Origin of the sequence: Terrihabitans soli, from assembly GCF_014191545.1 — a bacterium.
GTDB lineage: Bacteria > Pseudomonadota > Alphaproteobacteria > Rhizobiales > Methylopilaceae > Flaviflagellibacter > Flaviflagellibacter soli.
On sequence record NZ_AP023361.1, the window covers coordinates 2,796,157 to 2,815,921 of the forward strand.

The following is a 19,765-nucleotide window of genomic DNA, read 5'->3' on the forward strand; positions in this document are numbered from 1 at the left end:
ATCTCATGAACTATAACTGGAACTGGTCGATTTTCTGGGAGCTCTCGCCGGAAGGCGGCGGCACCTATTTCGATCTTCTTCTGTCGGGCCTTAAATTCACGATCATCGTGTCGCTGCTGGCGTGGATTGTCGCGCTCGCGTTCGGCTGGACGATCGGCGTTCTGCGCACGCTGCCGTCGAAATGGGCGCAAGGCTTCGCCTCCGCCTACATCGAACTCTTCCGCAACATCCCGATCATCGTTCAGCTTTTCCTCTGGTACTTCGTCCTGCCGGAACTTCTGCCCACCGCGTGGGGGAACTGGCTGAAGCAATTGCCGAACGCGCCGGTCTATACCGCGATTGTCGGCCTCGGACTTTTCACCTCGGCGCGCGTTGCCGTGCAGACATGGTCGGGCATCGCGTCTTTGCCGCGCGGCCAGCTGATGGCGGCGCGGGCGCTCGGCCTCGGCCTGTTGCAGTCCTACCGTTATGTAATTTTGCCGCGCGCCATCCGCGTCGTGCTGCCGCCGCTGACCTCCGAATTCCTGAACCTCATCAAGAATTCCTCGGTGGCGCTGACCATCGGCCTTCTCGAACTGACCGCCCGCGCCCGCTCGATGCAGGAATATTCCTTCCAGGTGTTCGAGGCCTTCACCGCGGCGACCTTGCTCTATCTCTTCATCAACTTCTTCGTCGTCACCGGCATGCGCTGGATCGAGCGGCGCGCCGCCATTCCCGGCATGATCGCGGAGCGCTGAGCCATGTTCGACAATTTCGACTTCGGCGTTATCGAACGGTCGCTCCCTTATCTTTTCTTCGTCGGCATGAAGTTCACGCTGACGCTGACGGTTCTCGCGGCGACCGGCGCGCTGATCTTCGGAACGATCCTCGCCATGATCCGCATCTCGGCGCCGAAGGCCTTCGCGCTGCCGGTGACAGGTTATGTGAACCTGATGCGGTCGCTGCCCTTCCTGCTCGTCATTTTCTGGTTCTACTTTCTCGTCCCCTATATCGGCCAATGGATCACCGGCGCGTCCGCGCCGCTGAAGGTCGGCGCCTTCTATTCGACGCTCATCACCTTCATCCTGTTCGAAGGCGCCTTCTTCTCGGAGATCATGCGCGCCGGCATTCAGTCCATACCGAAGGGACAGGTCGCGGCCGGTTATGCGATGGGCATGACGTATGGCCAGGTGATGTGGAACGTTGTTCTGCCGCAGGCTTTCCGCAACATGCTGCCGGCGCTGCTGACGCAGACCATCGTCCTCTTCCAGGACACATCGCTCGTTTATGTGCTGTCGCTGACGGATTTTCTCGGCGCCGCTTCGAAAGTCGCGCAGCGCGATGGGCGTCTCGTCGAAATGTATATTTTCGCCGCGATCGTCTACTTCCTGATTTCGTTCAGCCTGTCTTTGCTCGTCAAAAACCTGCACGCCCGCATTTCGGTGCCGCGCTGAGGATCGCCCCATGATCGAAATTTCGCATGTCGATAAGTTCTACGGCACGTTCAAAGTGCTCGACGACTGCACGACCTCCGTGTCGAAAGGCGAAGTCGTCGTCGTGTGCGGACCGTCGGGCTCCGGTAAATCCACGCTGATTAAAACCGTCAACGGGCTTGAGACGATCAATAGCGGCGAGATCCACGTCGACGGCATCAAGGTCAACGACCGCAAAACCAATCTGTCGAAGCTGCGCTCGCGCATCGGCATGGTGTTCCAGAACTTCGAACTCTTCCCGCATCTCAGCGTGACGGAAAATCTCATCCTCGCGCAGACGAAGGTTCTGGGCCGCAGCCATGAAGAGGCGCGCGCCAAGGGATTGGCCCTGCTCGACCGCGTCGGGCTGAAAGCGCATGCGGAGAAATTTCCCGGCCAATTGTCCGGCGGTCAGCAGCAGCGCGTGGCGATCGCCCGCGCCCTCGCGATGGACCCGATCGCCATGCTGTTCGACGAGCCGACCTCGGCGCTCGATCCGGAAATGATCACCGAAGTGCTCGACATCATGGTGCAGCTCGCCAAGGAGAACATGACCATGATGGTCGTGACCCATGAAATGGGCTTTGCCAAAAAGGTCGCGAACCGGGTGATCTTCATGGATCAGGGCAAGATCGCCGAGGACGCCAAGAAGGACGATTTCTTCGGAAAGCCGCGCAGCGAGCGGGCCCAGCTCTTCCTGTCCAAGATTTTGCATTCTTGATTTGTGAATTAATTTAGACAGCAAATTAATTCTGGTAATTGGCCGGCCGAAGGCCTATATCGGTCCTTGATCTTGGAGGATCCGATGAAATTGTTTGCCGCCGCGGCCCTTGTCGCGCTCACCCTCGCAGCCCCCGCCCGGGCGCAGGATGCCAATACCCTTCTCAACGCGTCCTATGACGTCGGCCGCGAGCTCTTCGCCGCCGTGAATGTCGAATTCGCCAAGGCCTGGAAGGCCAAGACCGGCAAGGACGTCACGATCAACCAGTCGCATGCCGGCACTTCCAAACAGGCCCGCGCGATCCTGGAAGGTCTCGAAGCCGATGTCGTGACCTTCAACCAGTCGACCGATATCGACCTCCTCGCCAAAGGCGGCGCGGTGTCGAAGGACTGGCAGAAGGCCTTCCCGCACAATGCCTCGCCGTTCTACTCGCTGCCGGCTTTCGTCGTGCGCGCCGGCAATCCGAAGAACATCAAGAACTGGGGCGATCTCGCCCGTGACGACGTGAAGCCCGTTTTCCCGAACCCGAAGACCTCGGGCAATGCGCGCTACACCTATCTCGCCGCCTATGCCTGGGCGCTCGAAGAATACAAAGGCGACACCGCCAAGGCCGACGCCTTCATCAAGAAGGTGCTGTCGAACGTGCCGGTGTTCGACACCGGCGGCCGCGCTTCGACGACGACCTTTGTCGAGCGTGAAACAGGCGATGTCCTGATCACCTTCGAGGCGGAAACCGCCGCCGTCATCAAGCAGTACGGCGCCGACAAATTCACTGTCGTCGTGCCGCCGGTCAGCCTTGTCGCTGAATTCCCGGTCGCCGTCGTCGACAAGTTCGCCGACAAGCACGGCACCAAGGAATTGGCGAAGGCCTATCTCGATTATCTCTATTCGCCGGAAGGCCAGGAGATCATTGCCGGCTTCAACAACCGCGTCCGCGACGAAGCCGTCGCCGAGAAGCACAAGGCCGAGTTCCCGGCCGTGCGCCTCCTGACGGTCGAAAACGTGTTCGGCGGCTGGGACAAGGCGCAGGCGGAGCACTTTGCCTCCGGCGCCAAGCTCGATCAGGTCTTCGTCGCGAAGTAACGAGTATTTTTCTCTCTCCCGCGCCTCAGCGGTGCGGGAGAGAGGTCTAACTGGCTTATTCCGTCCGAGGCGGTTAAGCACCGCCGCAATGGCCGGGTTCTCCCTTCCCTTCCGCAAACGCCGCATCCTGCCGGGCTTTCCGCTCGCGCTCGGGGTGACGCTTGTCTATCTCGGGATCATCGTCCTTCTGCCGCTGACGGCGCTGGTGCTGAAAGCGCTCGATATCGGCTGGGATCAGTTCCTCGCGATCCTCACAAGCCCGCGCACGCTTTCGGCTTTCCGCGTGACGTTTCTCTGCGCGCTGGCGGCGACCTGCTTCAACGCCATTTACGGCCTTGCTCTCGCCTGGGTTCTGGCGCGCTACGAATTTCCGGGAAAGCGCGTGCTCGATGCGCTGGTCGATGTGCCGTTTGCGCTGCCCACCGCAGTCGCCGGCCTCGCCCTCGCCGCGCTCTTTGCCAAAAACGGCTGGTTCGGCGCACCGCTCGATCATCTCGGCATCACAGTGATCTTCACGCCCCTCGGCATCGCGGCCGCCATGGCGTTCACCAGCCTTCCTTTCGTCGTGCGCCAGGTGCAGCCGGTGCTCGAAGATATAGGACCCGAGGTCGAGGAAGCCGCCTTCTCGCTCGGCGCGAGCGATTTCCGGATTTTCCGCGCGGTGATTTTCCCGGCGATCTTTCCGGCTTTTCTCGCCGGCTGTTCGCTCGCGTTCTCGCGCGCCATCGGCGAATTCGGCGCCATCATCTTCATCGCCGGCAATCAGCCGAACTATTCGGAGATCGCCGCGCTCCTGACCTTTATCCGGCTTGAGGAATACGATTATCCGGCGGCGGCGGTAATCGCGACCGCGCTGCTGCTTTCGGCGCTGCTGCTGCTGACCGTCACTAACATGCTGCAGTCCTGGCACCTGCGCTATGTCGGGCGGGGCGACTGATGGAATTCAAACGCATCCCGCCCCACCGCACGCATGCGCAGAACCGCGTCGGCGACAAGCCGCTGACCAAGGGGCTGATCATCGGCGGCGTTGTCATCGGCACTCTGTTCATTCTGGTCGCGCCGCTCGCCATTATCTTCATTCAGGCGTTCTCGGCGGGCGCTGCCGTGTATGCACAGAACCTGAAAGACCCTGCGACGCTTCACGCCATCTGGCTGACGGTTCTGACGGCGATCGTCGTCGTGCCGATCAATATCGGTTTCGGCATTGCCGCAGCCTGGGCGGTGACGCGCTTCGAGTTCTTCGGCAAGAACCTTCTGATCACCCTGATCGAGATTCCGTTCTCGGTGTCGCCGATCATTGCCGGCGTCGCCTATCTCTTCGTCTATGGCGCTCAAGGCCTGTTCGGTCCCACTCTGGAAGAACTCGGCATCAAGATCATGTTTGCTGTGCCGGCGATTTTCCTTGCCTCGATGTTCGTCACCGCGCCTTTCGTGGCGCGCGAACTCATTCCCTTGATGCAGGTGCAGGGCTCGGACGATGAGGAAGCGGCGCTCAGCCTCGGCGCGCCGGGCTGGCGGATGTTCCTGTTCATCACGCTGCCCAACGTGAAATGGGCGCTGCTCTACGGCGCCATTCTCTGCAATGCGCGCGTGATGGGGGAATTTGGCGCCGTGTCGGTCGTCTCGGGCAATATTCGCAACGTCACCAATACGCTGCCGCTGCATATCGAATTGCTTTACCACGACTATAACGCCGTCGGCGCCTTTGCCGCCGCAACCGTGCTCGCAAGTCTTGCGGTTGTGACCATTCTCGCCCGCGCCTGGGTCGAGCGCTATGACGAGGGCCGGGCCGAAGTGAAGAAACGCATGCGGCCCGGGGGGCATTAAGGCCCCCAGAAGCCTGCCCTTGCCCGGCGCAGCCCGCTGGGGCAAACAGAGCCCTCATAGATAAAGGCAGAACCCAATGGCCCGCCCGTCCAATCGTGCGCCCGACGAAATGCGCCGCGTCTCCCTCGAGCGCAGCGTCGCGCGCTATGCCGAAGGCTCGTGCCTCGTCAAATTCGGCGAGACGCATGTCATCGTCACGGCCTCCGTCGAAGAGCGCGCGCCGGCCTGGCTGCGCGGCTCCGGCAAAGGCTGGGTGACGGCGGAATATTCGATGCTGCCGCGCGCAACGCATGAGCGCACCCGCCGCGAAAGCACGGCCGGGAAGCCTTCGGGCCGCACGCAGGAAATCCAGCGCCTGATCGGCCGTTCGCTCCGCAGCGTCGTCGATCTTACCGCGCTCAACGAACGCCAGATCACCGTGGACTGCGACGTCATCCAGGCCGATGGCGGCACCCGCACCGCCTCGATCACCGGCGCCTGGGTTGCGCTGCACGACTGCTTCCAGTGGATGATCGCGCGCCAGATGATCCCGGCAAATCCCTTGAAGGATCATGTCGCGGCGATTTCCTGCGGCATCTCGCACGGCGTGCCGGTGCTCGATCTCGATTACGCCGAAGACAGCGTCGCGGAGACCGATGCGAACTTTGTCATGACGGGGTCCGGCGGCATTGTCGAAGTGCAGGGCACCGCCGAAGGCGCGCCGTTCTCGGAAGAGGAGCTTCTTTCGCTGATGGGCCTTGCCAAACAGGGCGTTGCCAAACTCGTCGATCTGCAAAAGCTGGCGGTGGCGTGACAAGCCTGCTGCTTCCCGGCTCGCGCCTTGTCGTCGCAACGCACAATGACGGCAAGCTCCGGGAATTCCGCGAACTCCTGAAGCCGTTCGGGCTCGACCTCACCTCCGCCGGCGAGCTCGGCCTGCCGGAGCCCGACGAGACCGGCACGACTTTCGCCGAAAATGCCCGCATCAAGGCGGAAGCCGCAGCAAACGCCTCGGGACTTCCGGCGCTCGCCGACGATAGCGGTCTTGCCGTGCTGGCGCTCTGGGGCGCGCCCGGCATTTTCTCGGCGCGCTGGGCCGGGCCGAAGAAGGACTTTTCGGGCGCCATGCAGCGCATCGAAGACGAGCTTCACGCGCGCGGCGCCGTCGAACCGCCGCAAAGACGCGCCGCCTTCATCGCCGCGCTCTGCCTCGCACGGCCCGGCGATGAGTGCGATGAAGTCGAAGGTTTCGTGCTCGGCACGCTCGTCTGGCCGCCGCGCGGCACGGAAGGTTTCGGCTACGATCCGGTCTTCCTGCCGGAAGGACACGACCGCACCTTCGGCGAAATGAGCGCCGACGAGAAACACGGCGTCGACTGGAAAGAGGGCCACGGTCTGTCGCACCGCGCCCGCGCCTTCATCGCGCTGGCCGGACGCTGTTTCGCGGAGCCGCGCCTATGACCCTCGATCCCGGCTTCGGCGTCTATGTGCATTGGCCGTTCTGCGCCGCCAAATGCCCCTATTGCGATTTCAATTCGCATGTACGCCATGAGCCGGTAAATGAGGAGCGCTTCGCCGCGGCGTTCGCGCGCGAGATTTCCTACTTCCACGCTTTGTCGCCGCGCCGCCCGGTGGGCTCGGTCTTTTTCGGCGGCGGCACGCCGAGCCTGATGAAACCCTCGACGGTCGCAACGATCCTCGACGCGATTGCGAAGGCCTGGGGCCTCGATGCGAAAGCCGAGATCACGCTGGAGGCCAACCCCTCGAGCGTCGAAGCGGGACGCTTTGCCGGCTATCGCGCCGCCGGCATCAATCGTGTGTCTCTGGGCGTGCAAAGCTTTGACGACGAGGAGCTGAAACGCCTCGGCCGTCTGCACAATGCCGAAGAAGCGATCAAAGCCATCGGCATCGCGCAATCGACCTTCGAGCGCTCAAGCTTCGATCTGATCTATGCGCGGCCGAACCAGACACCGGAGATGTGGCGCGGCGAGCTTTCTGAGGCGCTGAAGCGTGCGGGCGAGCATTTATCGCTCTATCAGCTGACCATCGAAGAAGGCACGCCCTATCACGCGCTGCATGCGGCGGGAAAACTCGTTCTGCCCGATGAGGCAACGGCGCGCGCGCTCTGGGATGTGACGCAAGAGGTCACGACGGCGGCCGGGCTTCCGGCTTACGAGATCTCAAACCATGCGCGGCCCGGCGCGGAATCGCGTCATAACCTCGTCTACTGGCGCTCCGGCGAATGGGCCGGCATCGGCCCGGGCGCGCATTCGCGCATCGGCATGAACGATGGACGCCACGCCTTCTCGACCGAACGCAATCCGGAAATGTGGGCGGCGCGCGTCGAACAGACCGGCCATGGCGTCATCGTCGACGAGCTGCTGGATACGGTCGAAGTCGCCGATGAATATCTTCTGATGGGGCTGCGTCTTTCGGAAGGCATCGATGTGGAACGGTTTGAGCGGCTCGCCGGCTACAGACTCGATCCCGAGCGCATTGCCGATCTCGAAAAGCATGGGCTGGTCACGCGCCCCTCGCCCGGCCGCATCACCGTGACCGTCGAAGGCTTTCCGGTGCTCGACGCGGTCGTGGCTGACTTGGCGGCTTAACGTTCACCGGACCGCGTGCGCGAAGCGCATCGCGTGATCCGGGGCCCAGATATGAGAGCGGCTTCGCCGCACTTTAATCCTGGATCCCGGCTCTGCGCTGCACTGCGTGCAGCTTGTCCGGGATGCGAGCTTTAAATCTCGACGAGAACCGGCTCGCTCTCATTAAAATTCAGCCGCATGAATTCCATGACCTCTTCCAAGGTCTCGTCATCGTGCGAATTGGTCATGATGTGATCGGCGCCACGCGTCGACAGCTCGTGATCGGAAAGTATGAGATCGATGTGAAAATGGATCTCGTCGCAGTTCAGACCGACGATGCCAATCACCTCGACATTCTCCGCGATCCAGCCCTTCACCATATCGTCGAGCTGCGAAAGATCGCCGCGAACCGAATGAATCACGATCTTGCGGCGCATCAAAGACCGGCGGCGGCGAAGCTTTTCGGCGCGGGCGCCACGATCTGCGAACCGCCGGGCTGAACCTTCAGCACCGCAAGCCCGCGTTCGTTGAGGCCGTTGCTCTTCAGGCGGAAAATGCCGTCGATCCCCTGAAAGCCCGCAGGGCTTGTCAGCGTACCGGACTGGAAGCGCGAGGTGCCTTGCGTCTGCGTCAGCGCCGCAGCCAGCAGCACCGCGTCATAAGCGAGCGTTGCGGTACGTACCGGGTCGGAGCCGTAGCGCTGGCGGTAGCGCTGGGCGAACGCCATCCAGCCGGCCGAATCCGGCCCCGCATAAAGACCGCCGGCAACTGTCGGCGCGTTCAGAACCTGCGGATCGTCCCAGACGCCGGTGCCGATGAGGATGGCGCGGCGCAGATCGACACCGGCCGCCGACAAAGCCTGCGCGATGACCGGCGCATCATCGGGCACGAAGATCGCGTCGGCGCCGCGCGCCGCCTGCGCGACACGCTGCACGGAGGCCTGCATCTGCGCCTGATCGCCCGGCGCATAGCGCTCGAGCGCAACGACGCGGCCATTGTTCTTCGATACCGCTTCCTGGAACGCACCTTCGACGACACTGCCGTAAGCGTCTTCCGGAAGGATCGCTGCGAAAGAGCGGCGGCCGTTCTTCACCGAGTGCGAGATAATGCGGTCGACATCGGTCGACGGCAGGAAGCTCAGAAGATAGACGCCGGGCTTTGCGACGCTGGCATCGGTCGAGAAGGACAGCATCGGGATATTGGCCTGACGCGCCACCTGGCCGGCCGAAGCCGCGCCTTGCGCAAAGAGCGGTCCGAGAATGATCTCGGCGCCTTCGGCAATCGCCTGCTGGGTTGCGGCGGCGGCGCCCTGCGGCGTGCCGCCATCGTCCTTCACGATGAGCTGGAGCTGCGGATTGTTGAACTCGGCGAGCGCCATCTCGCCGGCATTCTTCATCGACAGGCCGGCCGTCGCGGCATTGCCCGTGAGGGGAAGGATGAGGGCGGCCTTGGCGGCGCCGGGGGCCAGCTGGCCGAGAGGCTCGGAGGTGACGCTGCCGGACGGGGCCGAGAGCGTTTCAGGCCGCCCGCTGCCACCGCCGCCACCGATACAGGCCGACAGGGCAAAAGCCGTCGCGAGGATCGCCGCTATGGGCGAAAGCCTCTTCAGGGAAAGGGCAACGGACATGCCGGCCAGAACCTTCAAGCGTGAGAATGAGCCGCTACCTTGGACGCATACAAAGCGGCTTTGTCGGGGCCGTGGCGCATTGCCGAATACCGCCACCCCGGCGTAACGTCCTGACCCTTGGTAAACCACGGATTCTCCGATGCCAAGCCTTGAGCGGCGCCCTCCCGCCGGACGAGAAGAGGCCGCGTCTTCCACGCGACACTTCCTTGTTCACGGCCACAAGCTTGATACGCCGCGCGCCGCGCGCGGGATGCATGTCGTCGCGACTCCGATCGGCAATCTCGGGGATATCACGGTGCGTGCGCTGGAGGTTCTGGCGGGGGTCGACGCAATCCTTGCCGAAGACAGCCGTGTGACGCGCAAACTGCTGTCACATTACGGCATTTCGAAACAAATCCTGCCCTATCACGAACACAACGCCGCCGAGATGCGCCCCAAGATCATCGCCCGCCTCAAAGCGGGCGAAGCCCTGGCGCTGGTCTCCGATGCCGGAACGCCCTTGATCTCCGATCCCGGTTTCAAGCTGGTGCGCGCGCTTGTGGATGAAGATCTGCCGGTGACCGCGCTGCCCGGCCCGTCCTCGCTTTTGACCGGCCTCGTGCTCGCGGGCCTGCCGACCGACCGATTCTTTTTCGAAGGCTTCCTGCCGCCGAAATCCGCCGCGCGGCGAACACGCGGCGAAGAGCTGCGCGCGGTTCCCGGCACGCTCGTCTTTTTTGAGACGGGACCGCGCCTTGCCGCGAGCCTTGCCGATCTTGCCGCCGTACTCGGCCCGCGCGATGCCGCCGTTGCCCGCGAACTGACAAAGCATTTCGAGGAAGTGCGCCGCGGCTCGCTCAATGAGCTTGCGGAGTTTTACGCCGACGCCGAACGCGCGCCGAAAGGCGAGATCGTTCTTCTCGTCGCGCCGCCCGATGAGAGCGAAGGCGCGTCCGAAGAGGACATCGACACCGCACTGAAAACCGCGCTGAAGACATCCTCGCTCAAAGATGCGGTCGCGGAAGTGACGAAGCTTTCGGGTGCGCCGAAACGCGATGTCTATCAGCGCGCGCTGGCGCTGAGCAAAAACCAATGACCGCTCTGTCGCGCCGCGCCGGATACCGGCTTGGCCTGCGCGCCGAGACATGGGCTGCATTGATCCTGCGACTCAAAGGCTACCGGATTCTCGCGCGGCGTTATGCAAGCCCGGTCGGTGAAATCGACATAGTCGCGAGAAAGGGCAAGGCGCTCGTCTTTGTCGAGGTGAAGGCGCGGCCCGACATGGACATCGCCCATGAGAGCATCCGTCCGAACCAGCGCGCCCGCATTGTCCGCGGCGCCGAGGCGTATCTCTCGCGCCACCCGAAATATGTAAACCACGATCTGCGTTTCGACGCCGTGCTCATTGCGCCCGGCCGCCTGCCACGCCATCTGATAGCGGCCTTCGACGCCGGCCGCTGACTTTAGGACAAACAATGCCGCTGAATATTGCCGTACAGATGGACCCGATCGACCGGATCAATATTGCCGGCGACTCGACCTTCGCCCTCCTCCTCGAAGCGCAAAAGCGCGGGCACAAGCTTTTCTATTACACACCGGACAAACTGGCGCTTGTCGGCGCATTGCCCTTTGCGAGCACGCAGAGCCTTAAAGTTCAGGACGTCAAAGGCGATCATTTCACGCTCGGCGAGGCCAAGCGCTCGGCGCTCTCGGATTTCGACGTCATCCTGCTGCGCCAGGACCCGCCTTTCGATCTCGCTTACATCACGACGACGCATATGCTGGAGCGCGTCCACCCGAAGACCTTCGTCGTCAACAATCCGGCGTCCGTGCGCAACGCGCCGGAAAAGATTCTCGTCACCGAATTTCCAGAATTGATGCCGGCGACGCTCATCACCCGCGATCCGGTGGAGATCGCTCTCTTCCGCAAGGAGCATGGCGATATCGTGATGAAGCCGTTGTATGGGCATGGCGGCGCGGCCGTCTTCCGCGTCCGGCCGGAGGATCAGAATTACGGCTCGCTGATCGATATTTTCTCGAACACCTGGCGCGAGCCCTGGGTGATCCAGAAATTCCTTCCCGAGGTCGCCAAGGGCGATAAGCGCATTATCCTCGTCGACGGCGAATTTGCCGGGGCTGTGAACCGCGTGCCGGCGGCGGACGATCTCCGCTCCAATATGGTGCGCGGCGGACAGGCCGAGAAAACCGACCTCACCGCCCGCGAAGCCGAGATCATCGAGACTATCGGCCCCAAACTGCGCGAGCTCGGCCTTCTCTTCGTCGGAATCGATGTGATCGGCGGCTATCTGACCGAAATCAACGTCACATCCCCGACCGGCATCCGCGCCATCGCCAAGACCGGCGGGCCGGATGTTGCGGCCAAAATCTGGGACGCGATCGAAAAAAAGCGCAAATAGCGCCGCTTTTCCCTCTTTTCCTACAACCGGGCCACCTGCTATGGAGGTTGCATGACGCGCCTTCTACTCCCGGTCCTCGCCCTTTTGACCCTTTCCGGATGCAAGACCTCTGAGCAGGTCGCCATGCAGGCCGGCGCCGCTCACGACGCGCAATGTCAGAGCTTCGGCTACGCGCCGGGCACTGACGGCTACGCCCAGTGCCGGATGCAGCTCTACCAGACCTCCGCGGCCGTCGCGTCAAACGACTATGCGGCACGGCAGGCGGCCTGGACGGCCGCATCGCAGGCCCAGGCGGCCGAGAGTGCACGCCGGCGTCAGGAACAGCAGCAGTTACTCCAGAACGCGAATACCTCGACCTGGAAGCCGTATCAGCCTCCGCAGACCATCACCTGCGACTCGCGCGGTTACATGAACGGCGTCCGCACGGAGTGCCGGTAAGCCTGGGCTGATTACTCGATCAGCGGGCTGCCGTCGGCGCCCGAGCCGAAGTCGAGCCCATCGCCGACCTGATCGATCGGCATCGGTTTCAGCGCGATCTTCTTCTTCGCTGTTTTGCTGCGGTCGTTCTCGATCGAGCCTTTCTTGATTTCGAGCACACCGGTCGAAAAATTGGCGCTGGTGTCGACCGTCGCGCCGCTATTCCGCTGGACGGTGTTGCGTTCCCAGCCGATCAATTCGAAACGTCCGTTCTGCCAGCGGAAGGTGAGCCTGGCATTGCCCGCCTCCCAGCTGCCGGCGCTCGAAAAACTATTCAGAACCACCGAGAACGCGCCGCGCGCGACTTCAATTCCGCCATCCGCCGCAAACGCATCGTCGAGCACGGGATCGATATGGCGCGGGATCAAAACCGAATTCTGCAGCACGAGGCGATAGCCGGTGCCTTCACGGAAACCGACGCCGAGAATGCGCGGATTGGTGTCGAGCTCGGGTGCGCCGAGGCCTTCATTTTTCAGCACATTGGCCGGATTTTTTTCGTGCAGAACGAAAACGACATCCTCATCGCCGTCCTTGTCGAGATCGCCCACCGTTTGGGATTCCATCGTCCAGCCTTTGGGCGCGAAGACATCGGAATCGAGCGCGAAATCCGCAAGCTGCGGAATGTTCGCCGGCGGGATCGCAAGCTCCTGCGCCGCAGCGGCGGATGCGCAGAAGGCTGTAAGCGCGAAAGCAAAAAGAGACCGGGCTGTCATGGCGGCGGCATCCTACAGGCGGCCCGGTTTCTGTCCACAACACTCACGCCGCGGAGGAATGATGAGCCTCGTGCAGCGGCGCGCCGGTCTGAGCATCGCCGCCATAGATGCGCACGGCGTTGCGGCCCGCGGCCTTGGCACTGTAGAGGGCAAGATCGGCCTGCATCATCAGGCTCGTCGGCCCTTCGACCTGCGCCGTATAGAGCGCAATGCCGAAGCTTGCCGTGATGTCGAGATCGACGCCGCCGATGCGGTAGGGCGCGGCGACGGCCTGAACGAGTTTTTCCGCAACGTTGCTTGCAGCGATCGGCGACTTTACAAGAGTCTGCAAGATCGCAAACTCATCGCCGCCGAAACGCGCCACGAAATCGATCTCGCGGACGCGCGCGCGCAAGCGATCGGCAACTTCCTTCAACAGCGCATCGCCCATCGGATGGCCGTGCGTGTCGTTGACGGTCTTGAAGCCGTCGAGATCCATGAAGTGCAGCGCAAAGCCATGGCCGGTGCGGTCGGCCGTCGCAAAGGCTTCAGTCAGGCGTTCGACGAAGTGGCGGCGGTTGGCGAGCCCGGTCAAAGGATCGGTCAGCGCCTGTTCGGAGATGGCGGCGTTCGCGGCCTCCAGCATCCGCATATAGCGCGTCGACGACCAAACCAGGAGGGCGACGATGGATGTAATGACGAGACCGGAGGCGAGAACGATCCAGGCGCGGTTGTGACGGGCAAGACTGGATGTGCCGTTCGGCACCGCGACCGCTTCCCAATGGCGGTCGGCGACCTGAAGATCGCCGACCCATTTCGGCTTCTCGGTCATAACATAGGCGCGCGGGACGCGATGATCGGAGGCCTTGCCGTTCGTCCGCACATAGGCGGGCAGATGTGTCGCCTGGGCATCCATTTCGAACAGAAAGAAATTCACGGGCGCCTTCACACCGCTCAGCACGGCATCGGCGATAAGGTGAAACTGAAACGTCGCGCGCACAAAGCCGACGATGTTCTGGCGGCGCTGCTCGAGCGTTTCATGCGGCAGGCCGCGCTTGTAGACCGGCAGAACGACATAAAAGCCGTACTGGTTTCCATCGCCTGTCTGCAGGCGGAAATTGCCCGTCGCGGCCAGCCGGTCATTGTCGCGCGCCGCATCGAGCGGGCGCTGGCGCAGACCGCCGTCCTGAAGATCGATCCCATAGGACGCCGCGTTATGCGGCTGCGTCGAATAGTAGACAGGGTAGTAATCGGCGCGAATGGGTGACGCGCCGGCCTTATCGCCCTTCTGGTCGATCACTGAAATGCGGAAGCTTTCGATGCCGTCATCGCGTGCGGCGCGCTCAAACGCCTCGCGCTCGGCATCCGTCACGCGCGGCGTCCAGGACATGCTGTACAGCCCGGGAAGATCTCTCATCAGTTCGCGGGCATAGGTTTCGAATTCCTCGCGCGTGACGCCCTGCTCTTCGGTGGCGTTGAAGAAAGCGCGCAGCCCTGCCAGCCGGGCGACGTAATCGTCGATGCCGTGCTGCAGGGTGCGGATATGATCCTGCGCGAGGGTCTGAAAGCTGCGTTCGGCGGCGCGGTCTTCCCAGCTCGAGACGGCGAAGAACGCGATCACGGACAGAGCGACGCCGAGAATGGCGGCCGCAAGAGCCCCCTGCGCGGGCTGAACCCTCTCCGCAATCGAACTATGAAAACGCAAATCGGGCACGGCCTTGTCTTCCGTTCCCCCCGATCGCTCCATTAGAGGGTGCGGACTAGCATTTTATTAAACCGGACGTAGAATCTCTTATGTAAAATGTTCTTGAAATGTTCTTGAAATTGACGGGGCGCCGGATAAGCTTCTCGCGGTTTTGGGGGATTTTGACCGGGGCTGGGGAATGGTGGCCTTCGTATCGACCGTCGCGTTCGAGGGCATCGAGGCAAAGCCCGTCGATGTGCAGGTCCAGCTCACCCCGGGGCTTGCCGCTTTCATCGTCGTCGGCCTGCCGGACAAGGCAGTCAACGAAGCCAAAGAGCGGGTGCGCGCCGCCCTTGTCGCCTCCGGCCTCGCGCTTCCGCCCAAACGCATCATCGTCAATCTCGCCCCGGCCGATCTGCCGAAAGAGGGCTCGCATTACGATCTTCCGATTGCGCTCGCTCTGATGTCGGCCATCGGCGCCGTGCCGCACGATGCGCTGGCGGGGCAAACGGTGCTCGGCGAACTGTCGCTCGACGGCTCGATCACCAAAGTCGCAGGCGTTCTTCCGGCGGCGATTGCCGCAAGCGCCATGGGCCACGGCCTCATCTGCCCGGCCGCCGACGGACCGGAAGCCGCCTGGGCCAGCGAAGACCTCGACATCGTCGCGCCCTCATCGCTCATCCAGCTCGTCAATCATCTGAAGGGCACGCAGACTTTGCGCCGCCCTGAGCCCGGCCTGCGCAAGGACGAGACGGGCCTGCCCGATCTTGCCGATGTCAAAGGCCAGGAGACGGCCAAGCGTGCTTTGGAAATCGCCGCGGCCGGCGGCCATAACCTTCTAGTACCGTGATCAATTAATCAGAACGGGAAGAGAATCTGATGCTCGCGAAATAGATCGGTTCGTTTCGCCGATTTGGCCGCATAGTCAATTGCGGCGAACTCGTCGTCGACAAAGCGTATGTGGAGATCGCCTTCCGGCTGAAGACGCTTCCAGTCGCTGTTCCATCTGCCGCTTTGCCAGTGACGTTCGAACTCATCTCGTAGGTTAGTGGGCTTAGTAGGGCATGGCTCTCGTCCCAGAACTAGCACGAAGTGCGCATTGGGAAAGACATCGCCAGGGAGCGTTCCAGAGCTAACTTCTACGGCCTTTTTCATGACCGGCTGGTCGAGAAACCCGAGGCCGCGGGGCTGAAGCGCTCTGTGCCGGTGATAGCTTCCTCCGAGAAGTTCGCTGAGAACTCGTTGGTACCAACGATGCACGGCTTTGATCTGCTCGTGCGCTGCGTCCGAAGCCGACATTTTAGCCGTGAGCCCGGCCGCCACGTCCGTTCTAGAGGGCCCTGAGCGGCCCGAGGGCCGCCGCCTGTCGGCGGAGTAACGGTCGAGATAACGGTCGAAGGTGACGGAGATGAAGTAGGCCTTGCCATCAGGATGCCGCTCGACCTCCTGACGTAACCAATCGGCGTATAAAGAAATATGGTCTGAGAATTTTGACATCGAAGAAATCGCTTCAGTTCAGTCGTTAGAGGATAAAACTAGCCACCCGACTGAGAATCGATTTTTTTCGAAATCTCGGCCTTTTTCAGCTTCCTTCGAGCGTTTCGGAACTCCTAGTTCGCCGGGCCTGAAAAAAATGAAGCTGCTATCTGAGGCGAACTATCTATTTTTCAGCGAAGCCAGCCTCAGCTGCATCTGATTGCCATCTCGGGGAACCTCGCCTTAAAGTGGCGCGGCTTCGGGGGGAGCGATGGGCAAGCTGATTCTGATTTATGCCGACGGCACGGGCCAGATTGGTGGTCTGCGACCAGACCAGCGGCTGTCTAATGTTTATAAACTCTATAGAGCGACCCGACCGGGCCCAGATTCGCCTATCCAGCCCAGTGAGCAGGTCGCGTTTTATGACGCCGGCCTTGGAGCTGGAGAAGTCAACGGCCTGACGTTTCGTCGAATACGAAACACCTTGTCGTCAGCCGTCGGAACCGGCATCGACCAGAACGTTGTTGATTGCTACGCAGCGATCATTTCGAACTATCAGCCGGAGGACGCGATAGCTCTCATCGGGTTCAGCCGAGGCGCATACACCGTGCGTTCTTTGGCGAACGTGATGAATCTTTGCGGCGTACCGACAACAAATGGAGCAGGAGGGCCGGTCCCCAGATACGGACCGGCGCTTCGCAAGATCGCCAACGACGCGGTCCGCTATGTCTACAATCACGGTGCCGGTTCACGTCGAGACCAATACGAGGAAGAACGCGAAAAGAAGGCTGCTCGGTTCAGGACAAAGTATGGGTCTGCAGGTGCCGGCGCCGATGGTGAAGCTCAGGGAAACGTCCAACCCACGTTCATTGGCGTTTTCGACACGGTCGCTGCTCTCGGCTCGCGGTCGGCATCGCTTTTGGCCCTCATTGGGTTCGCAGCAGTTACAGCTCTGGCTTGGTGGGTAACAACATTCGCGTACTGGTGGCTATCCCTCGTGTTCTGGGCCGTTCCAGTCGCCGTCGCATACTGGGTGATTCAGTCGCTCGCTGGTCAGATTAAATTCTTCGTTCCCGACGAGTATCTACAGTATCGCTGGTGGGATCCCCGACGCGTTTTCGTCATCGCTCGCCACACGCATCTCGCGTGGTGGTCAGGCAAGCATTACGACCGCTATGTCGACAGAGAAGTTCCGTTCCTCAGGCATGCTCTAGCGATTGACGAGTCTCGGTCAAAGTTTCCTCGTGTTCCTTGGGGAAGACGTGTCGACGTCGAATGGAATAACGAGCGTGGTCATACCGGTTGGCTGAAGCAGGTATGGTTTGCGGGCAACCATTCCGACATTGGAGGAAGTTACCTCGAAGAGGAATCCCGGCTATCGGATATCGCTCTCGCGTGGATGGTTGATGAGATCCGCAAGGCGATCCCGTCAGTGAGGATTCGGGACGAGCTGCTAGCTGTGTTCCCAGATCATCGCGCGCTCCAGCACGACGAGCGCCAGTACCTTCTGGACCTACAGCCGAGATGGCTTCGTTGGTTGACTCGCAGTCGCCTTACTTGGCGTAAGGAGCTAAGAAAAATCGAGGACTACATGACGCTTCACGAGAGCGTTCCGAACCGTCTTCGTGCCGGACCCGTCCCTCAGATGGATGCCGTTGCGGACTACCGGCCGCCGAACCTCAGTTCTCATCCTCAGGCTCGCGAATTCTTTGCGGCCGCCGACACGGGCGACAAGAAATGAAACCGGCCGTTTCCGATTTCATTGAAGACTTCCTAGGCGAGCTTCTGGAAGGAAGCGCAGCGATCTTCGCCGGTGCAGGACTTTCAGTGCCAGCGGGCTTCGTAGACTGGCGCGAGCTGATCAGACCTCTAGCAAAAGAAGTCGGTTTAAATATCGATCTTGAGAGTGACCTAGTCGCTGTCGCTCAGTTCCATGTTAACTCAAACGGCGCGAACCGATCTCAGCTGCACAAGGCAGTTATCGAGGCGCTCTCAAGCGACGCCTTGCCTACAGAGAACCATCGGCTCCTCGCAAGGCTCCCGATCTCTACGTGGTGGACGACCAATTACGACAAGTTGCTTGAGAATGCCCTGCGAGACGCTGGAAAAATAGTTGACGTTAAAAGCGCGCTGCCGCAACTCGCTACAACTCGTCCGAGGCGTGATGCCACGATATTCAAAATGCACGGAGACGTGGATCGGCCCGATCAAGCCGTGGCGACGCGCGATGATTTCGAGAAGTACACAAGCGAACGCGGCGCATTCATAACTGCGCTTGCCGGTGATTTGGTCTCCAAGACTTTCCTGTTTCTCGGTTTCAGTTTTACCGACCCCAACCTCGATCAAGTTCTTACGCGAGTTCGTCTCACCTTCACGACGAACCAGCGTCGTCACTACGCCGTTTTCAAGACCCGTGCTCAGCTGCCCGGCGAATCACAACGGGACTTCGATCACTTCAGGCGGCGGCAGGAGCTGGTGATCGAAGACTTGCGACGGTTTAACGTGCGCGTGCTCCTCATCGACGAGTTTTCCGAGATTACGGAATTTCTTACCGAGCTGGTCAATCGCTTTCAACGTCGGACCGTATTCATCTCGGCAAGCGTAGTGGATCCGACGCCATGGACATATGCGGGTCTACAAAGGTTTGCTCAGGAGCTTGGCCGCTCGCTCATTGCAAACGGCAGCAGAGTCGCCACTGGGCTAGGACTGGGAGTTGGAGATGCCATTTTTACCGGGGCTCTTCGCGAGATAATGCGGTCTAAGATGAAGATCGAAGACGGCTTGATCCTCAGACCTTTTCCTCAGTCCGCGGAAAAGGAGAAAGGTGTCTGGACGGACTATCGAAAAGAACTGATTTCTCACGCAGGAATCTCTCTGTTCCTCTTCGGGAACAAGATGGAGGGCTCAGAAATCGTCGATGCTTCCGGAATGCTCGAAGAGTTCGAGATCTCTGTTTCGCAGGGCGCTGTTGTCCTACCGATCGGAGGCACTGGATCGGTCGCTGCCAATCTCGCCTCGAGAGTGCTTAGCGACCCCAAGAAATTTCCGGGACTTAATGACAGCGCCGTGGAAGCCCTCAAAGTTCTTGAAAAGAATCCTGATGATTTGGATGAACTGATTGAGCCCATCGTTAAACTCGTCGGCGAACTCCAAGGGGGAAACCAGAATGGCTCGTAAGGTGTTTTTTAGCTTCCACTATGACCGCGACATACGCCGCATCCAGCAAGTGCGAAACTCTTGGGTTATCCGAGAACGTGGCGCGGCGCCGCCATTCTTTGACAAAGCCGAGTTCGAAGAAGCAAAGAAGCGACACGGCGGCATCAAGAATTGGATCGATGATCAGTTGAACGGCTGCTCGGTCACAGCGGTTCTCTTTGGCGCCGAGACGTACTCTCGAGAGTGGGTTCAATACGAACTCAAGAAAAGTCACGAGCGCCGAATGGGCATAATCGCAATCGACATACACAATGTTCGCGATCCACTGCTCGGCGCCGACGCGCCAGGGCCGAATCCTCTTGCCTACGTCCGGGACGGATTTACGCCGCTTACAAACTTCTACCGTACCTATGACTGGGTGCGAGATGACGGCTACAACAACATCGGCGGCTGGATAGAGATAGCGGCACAGCGCGCTGGGCGCTGAGCAGCGCTTTTTCACAGGAAGAGCACATTACGGCTGGCAGGAAGACCGTCGATGGACGCTAATATTTTCCGAACCTTTGATTGCATACACTCTGCTGGCAACTGCGGGCGCCGGGAACCCA

21 protein-coding genes and 1 pseudogene are annotated in these 19,765 nt (G+C 61.1%); 17 read left to right on the forward strand and 5 right to left on the reverse strand.

Annotated elements, in window-relative coordinates; all coding sequences use genetic code 11:
* Positions 1-5 precede the first annotated feature (5 nt).
* The 9 genes from IZ6_RS14440 to hemW all read left to right on the forward strand — a co-directional run bounded on the left by IZ6_RS14440 (position 6) and on the right by hemW (position 7,670).
* Positions 6-737 (forward strand): amino acid ABC transporter permease, encoded by a 732-nt coding sequence (locus tag IZ6_RS14440; RefSeq protein ID WP_222875737.1) that lies wholly within the window; start codon positions 6-8, stop codon positions 735-737.
* 3 nt (positions 738-740) lie between these two features.
* Entirely contained in the window at positions 741-1,433 is a 693-nt protein-coding gene (locus IZ6_RS14445) for an amino acid ABC transporter permease (RefSeq protein ID WP_222875738.1), read from the forward strand.
* Between the two features lie 10 nt (positions 1,434-1,443).
* Positions 1,444-2,172, forward strand: a complete 729-nt coding sequence (locus IZ6_RS14450; RefSeq protein ID WP_222875739.1) for an amino acid ABC transporter ATP-binding protein — start codon at positions 1,444-1,446, stop codon at positions 2,170-2,172.
* 84 nt (positions 2,173-2,256) lie between these two features.
* A complete protein-coding gene (gene cysP, locus IZ6_RS14455) occupies positions 2,257-3,255 on the forward strand; it encodes a thiosulfate ABC transporter substrate-binding protein CysP (RefSeq protein ID WP_222875740.1) in 999 nt (332 codons plus the stop codon).
* Positions 3,256-3,343: 88 nt separating this feature from the next.
* On the forward strand, positions 3,344-4,192 hold the full coding sequence (gene cysT / locus IZ6_RS14460) for a sulfate ABC transporter permease subunit CysT (RefSeq protein WP_222875741.1): 849 nt from the start codon (positions 3,344-3,346) through the stop codon (positions 4,190-4,192).
* On the forward strand, positions 4,192-5,082 hold the full coding sequence (cysW, locus tag IZ6_RS14465; RefSeq protein WP_222875742.1) for a sulfate ABC transporter permease subunit CysW: 891 nt from the start codon (positions 4,192-4,194) through the stop codon (positions 5,080-5,082). The genes cysT and cysW overlap by 1 nt, the downstream gene beginning before the upstream one ends.
* 76 nt (positions 5,083-5,158) lie before the next feature.
* Positions 5,159-5,875, forward strand: a complete 717-nt coding sequence (gene rph / locus IZ6_RS14470) for a ribonuclease PH (protein ID WP_222875743.1) — start codon at positions 5,159-5,161, stop codon at positions 5,873-5,875.
* Positions 5,872-6,522 (forward strand): RdgB/HAM1 family non-canonical purine NTP pyrophosphatase, encoded by a 651-nt coding sequence (rdgB, locus tag IZ6_RS14475; RefSeq protein ID WP_420825557.1) that lies wholly within the window; start codon positions 5,872-5,874, stop codon positions 6,520-6,522. The genes rph and rdgB overlap by 4 nt, the downstream gene beginning before the upstream one ends.
* Positions 6,519-7,670 (forward strand): radical SAM family heme chaperone HemW, encoded by a 1,152-nt coding sequence (hemW, locus tag IZ6_RS14480; RefSeq protein ID WP_222875744.1) that lies wholly within the window; start codon positions 6,519-6,521, stop codon positions 7,668-7,670. Before rdgB ends, hemW begins: the two co-directional genes overlap by 4 nt.
* Positions 7,671-7,801: 131 nt before the next feature.
* On the opposite strand, the gene IZ6_RS14485 is transcribed toward hemW, so the two are convergent.
* A complete protein-coding gene (locus tag IZ6_RS14485; protein WP_222875745.1) occupies positions 7,802-8,086 on the reverse strand; it encodes a hypothetical protein in 285 nt (94 codons plus the stop codon).
* A complete protein-coding gene (locus IZ6_RS14490; protein ID WP_222875746.1) occupies positions 8,086-9,276 on the reverse strand; it encodes a penicillin-binding protein activator in 1,191 nt (396 codons plus the stop codon). The genes IZ6_RS14485 and IZ6_RS14490 overlap by 1 nt, the downstream gene beginning before the upstream one ends.
* 139 nt (positions 9,277-9,415) lie before the next feature.
* Here IZ6_RS14490 and rsmI point away from each other — a divergent pair, with 139 nt between their 5' ends.
* The 4 genes from rsmI to IZ6_RS14510 are packed head-to-tail and all read left to right on the forward strand — an operon-like array spanning position 9,416 to position 12,110.
* Complete coding sequence (gene rsmI / locus IZ6_RS14495) at positions 9,416-10,351, forward strand: 16S rRNA (cytidine(1402)-2'-O)-methyltransferase (protein WP_222875747.1); 936 nt, start codon at positions 9,416-9,418, stop codon at positions 10,349-10,351.
* Positions 10,348-10,716: a YraN family protein gene (locus tag IZ6_RS14500; protein ID WP_222875748.1), complete on the forward strand. Its 369-nt coding sequence runs from the start codon at positions 10,348-10,350 to the stop codon at positions 10,714-10,716. Before rsmI ends, IZ6_RS14500 begins: the two co-directional genes overlap by 4 nt.
* Before the next feature lie 14 nt (positions 10,717-10,730).
* A complete protein-coding gene (gshB, locus tag IZ6_RS14505; protein WP_222875749.1) occupies positions 10,731-11,672 on the forward strand; it encodes a glutathione synthase in 942 nt (313 codons plus the stop codon).
* Between the two features lie 51 nt (positions 11,673-11,723).
* A complete protein-coding gene (locus IZ6_RS14510) occupies positions 11,724-12,110 on the forward strand; it encodes a hypothetical protein (RefSeq protein ID WP_222875750.1) in 387 nt (128 codons plus the stop codon).
* Positions 12,111-12,121: 11 nt separating this feature from the next.
* Here the strand turns inward: IZ6_RS14510 and IZ6_RS14515 are convergent, their stop codons facing one another.
* Positions 12,122-12,862, reverse strand: a complete 741-nt coding sequence (locus IZ6_RS14515) for a hypothetical protein (RefSeq protein ID WP_222875751.1) — start codon at positions 12,860-12,862, stop codon at positions 12,122-12,124.
* A gap of 43 nt (positions 12,863-12,905) precedes the next feature.
* The gene (locus IZ6_RS14520) at positions 12,906-14,555 is read right to left on the reverse strand and encodes a sensor domain-containing diguanylate cyclase (protein ID WP_222875752.1); all 1,650 of its coding nucleotides are present in this window, start codon (positions 14,553-14,555) and stop codon (positions 12,906-12,908) included.
* Positions 14,556-14,724: 169 nt separating this feature from the next.
* On the opposite strand from IZ6_RS14520, the pseudogene IZ6_RS14525 reads away from it, so the two are divergent.
* Positions 14,725-15,369 (forward strand): annotated as a pseudogene (locus IZ6_RS14525) (magnesium chelatase domain-containing protein); the annotation flags it as partial.
* 14 nt (positions 15,370-15,383) lie between these two features.
* Here IZ6_RS14525 and IZ6_RS14530 read toward each other — a convergent pair.
* On the reverse strand, positions 15,384-16,022 hold the full coding sequence (locus IZ6_RS14530) for a hypothetical protein (RefSeq protein ID WP_222875754.1): 639 nt from the start codon (positions 16,020-16,022) through the stop codon (positions 15,384-15,386).
* A 250-nt stretch (positions 16,023-16,272) separates the two neighbouring features.
* Between IZ6_RS14530 and IZ6_RS14535 the strand changes: the two genes are divergently transcribed.
* The 3 genes from IZ6_RS14535 to IZ6_RS14545 are packed head-to-tail and all read left to right on the forward strand — an operon-like array spanning position 16,273 to position 19,644.
* The gene (locus tag IZ6_RS14535; protein WP_222875755.1) at positions 16,273-17,742 is read left to right on the forward strand and encodes a phospholipase effector Tle1 domain-containing protein; all 1,470 of its coding nucleotides are present in this window, start codon (positions 16,273-16,275) and stop codon (positions 17,740-17,742) included.
* Positions 17,739-19,178 (forward strand): SIR2 family protein, encoded by a 1,440-nt coding sequence (locus IZ6_RS14540; protein ID WP_222875756.1) that lies wholly within the window; start codon positions 17,739-17,741, stop codon positions 19,176-19,178. Before IZ6_RS14535 ends, IZ6_RS14540 begins: the two co-directional genes overlap by 4 nt.
* Positions 19,168-19,644: a TIR domain-containing protein gene (locus IZ6_RS14545; protein ID WP_222875757.1), complete on the forward strand. Its 477-nt coding sequence runs from the start codon at positions 19,168-19,170 to the stop codon at positions 19,642-19,644. Before IZ6_RS14540 ends, IZ6_RS14545 begins: the two co-directional genes overlap by 11 nt.
* Positions 19,645-19,765: the final 121 nt, after the last annotated feature.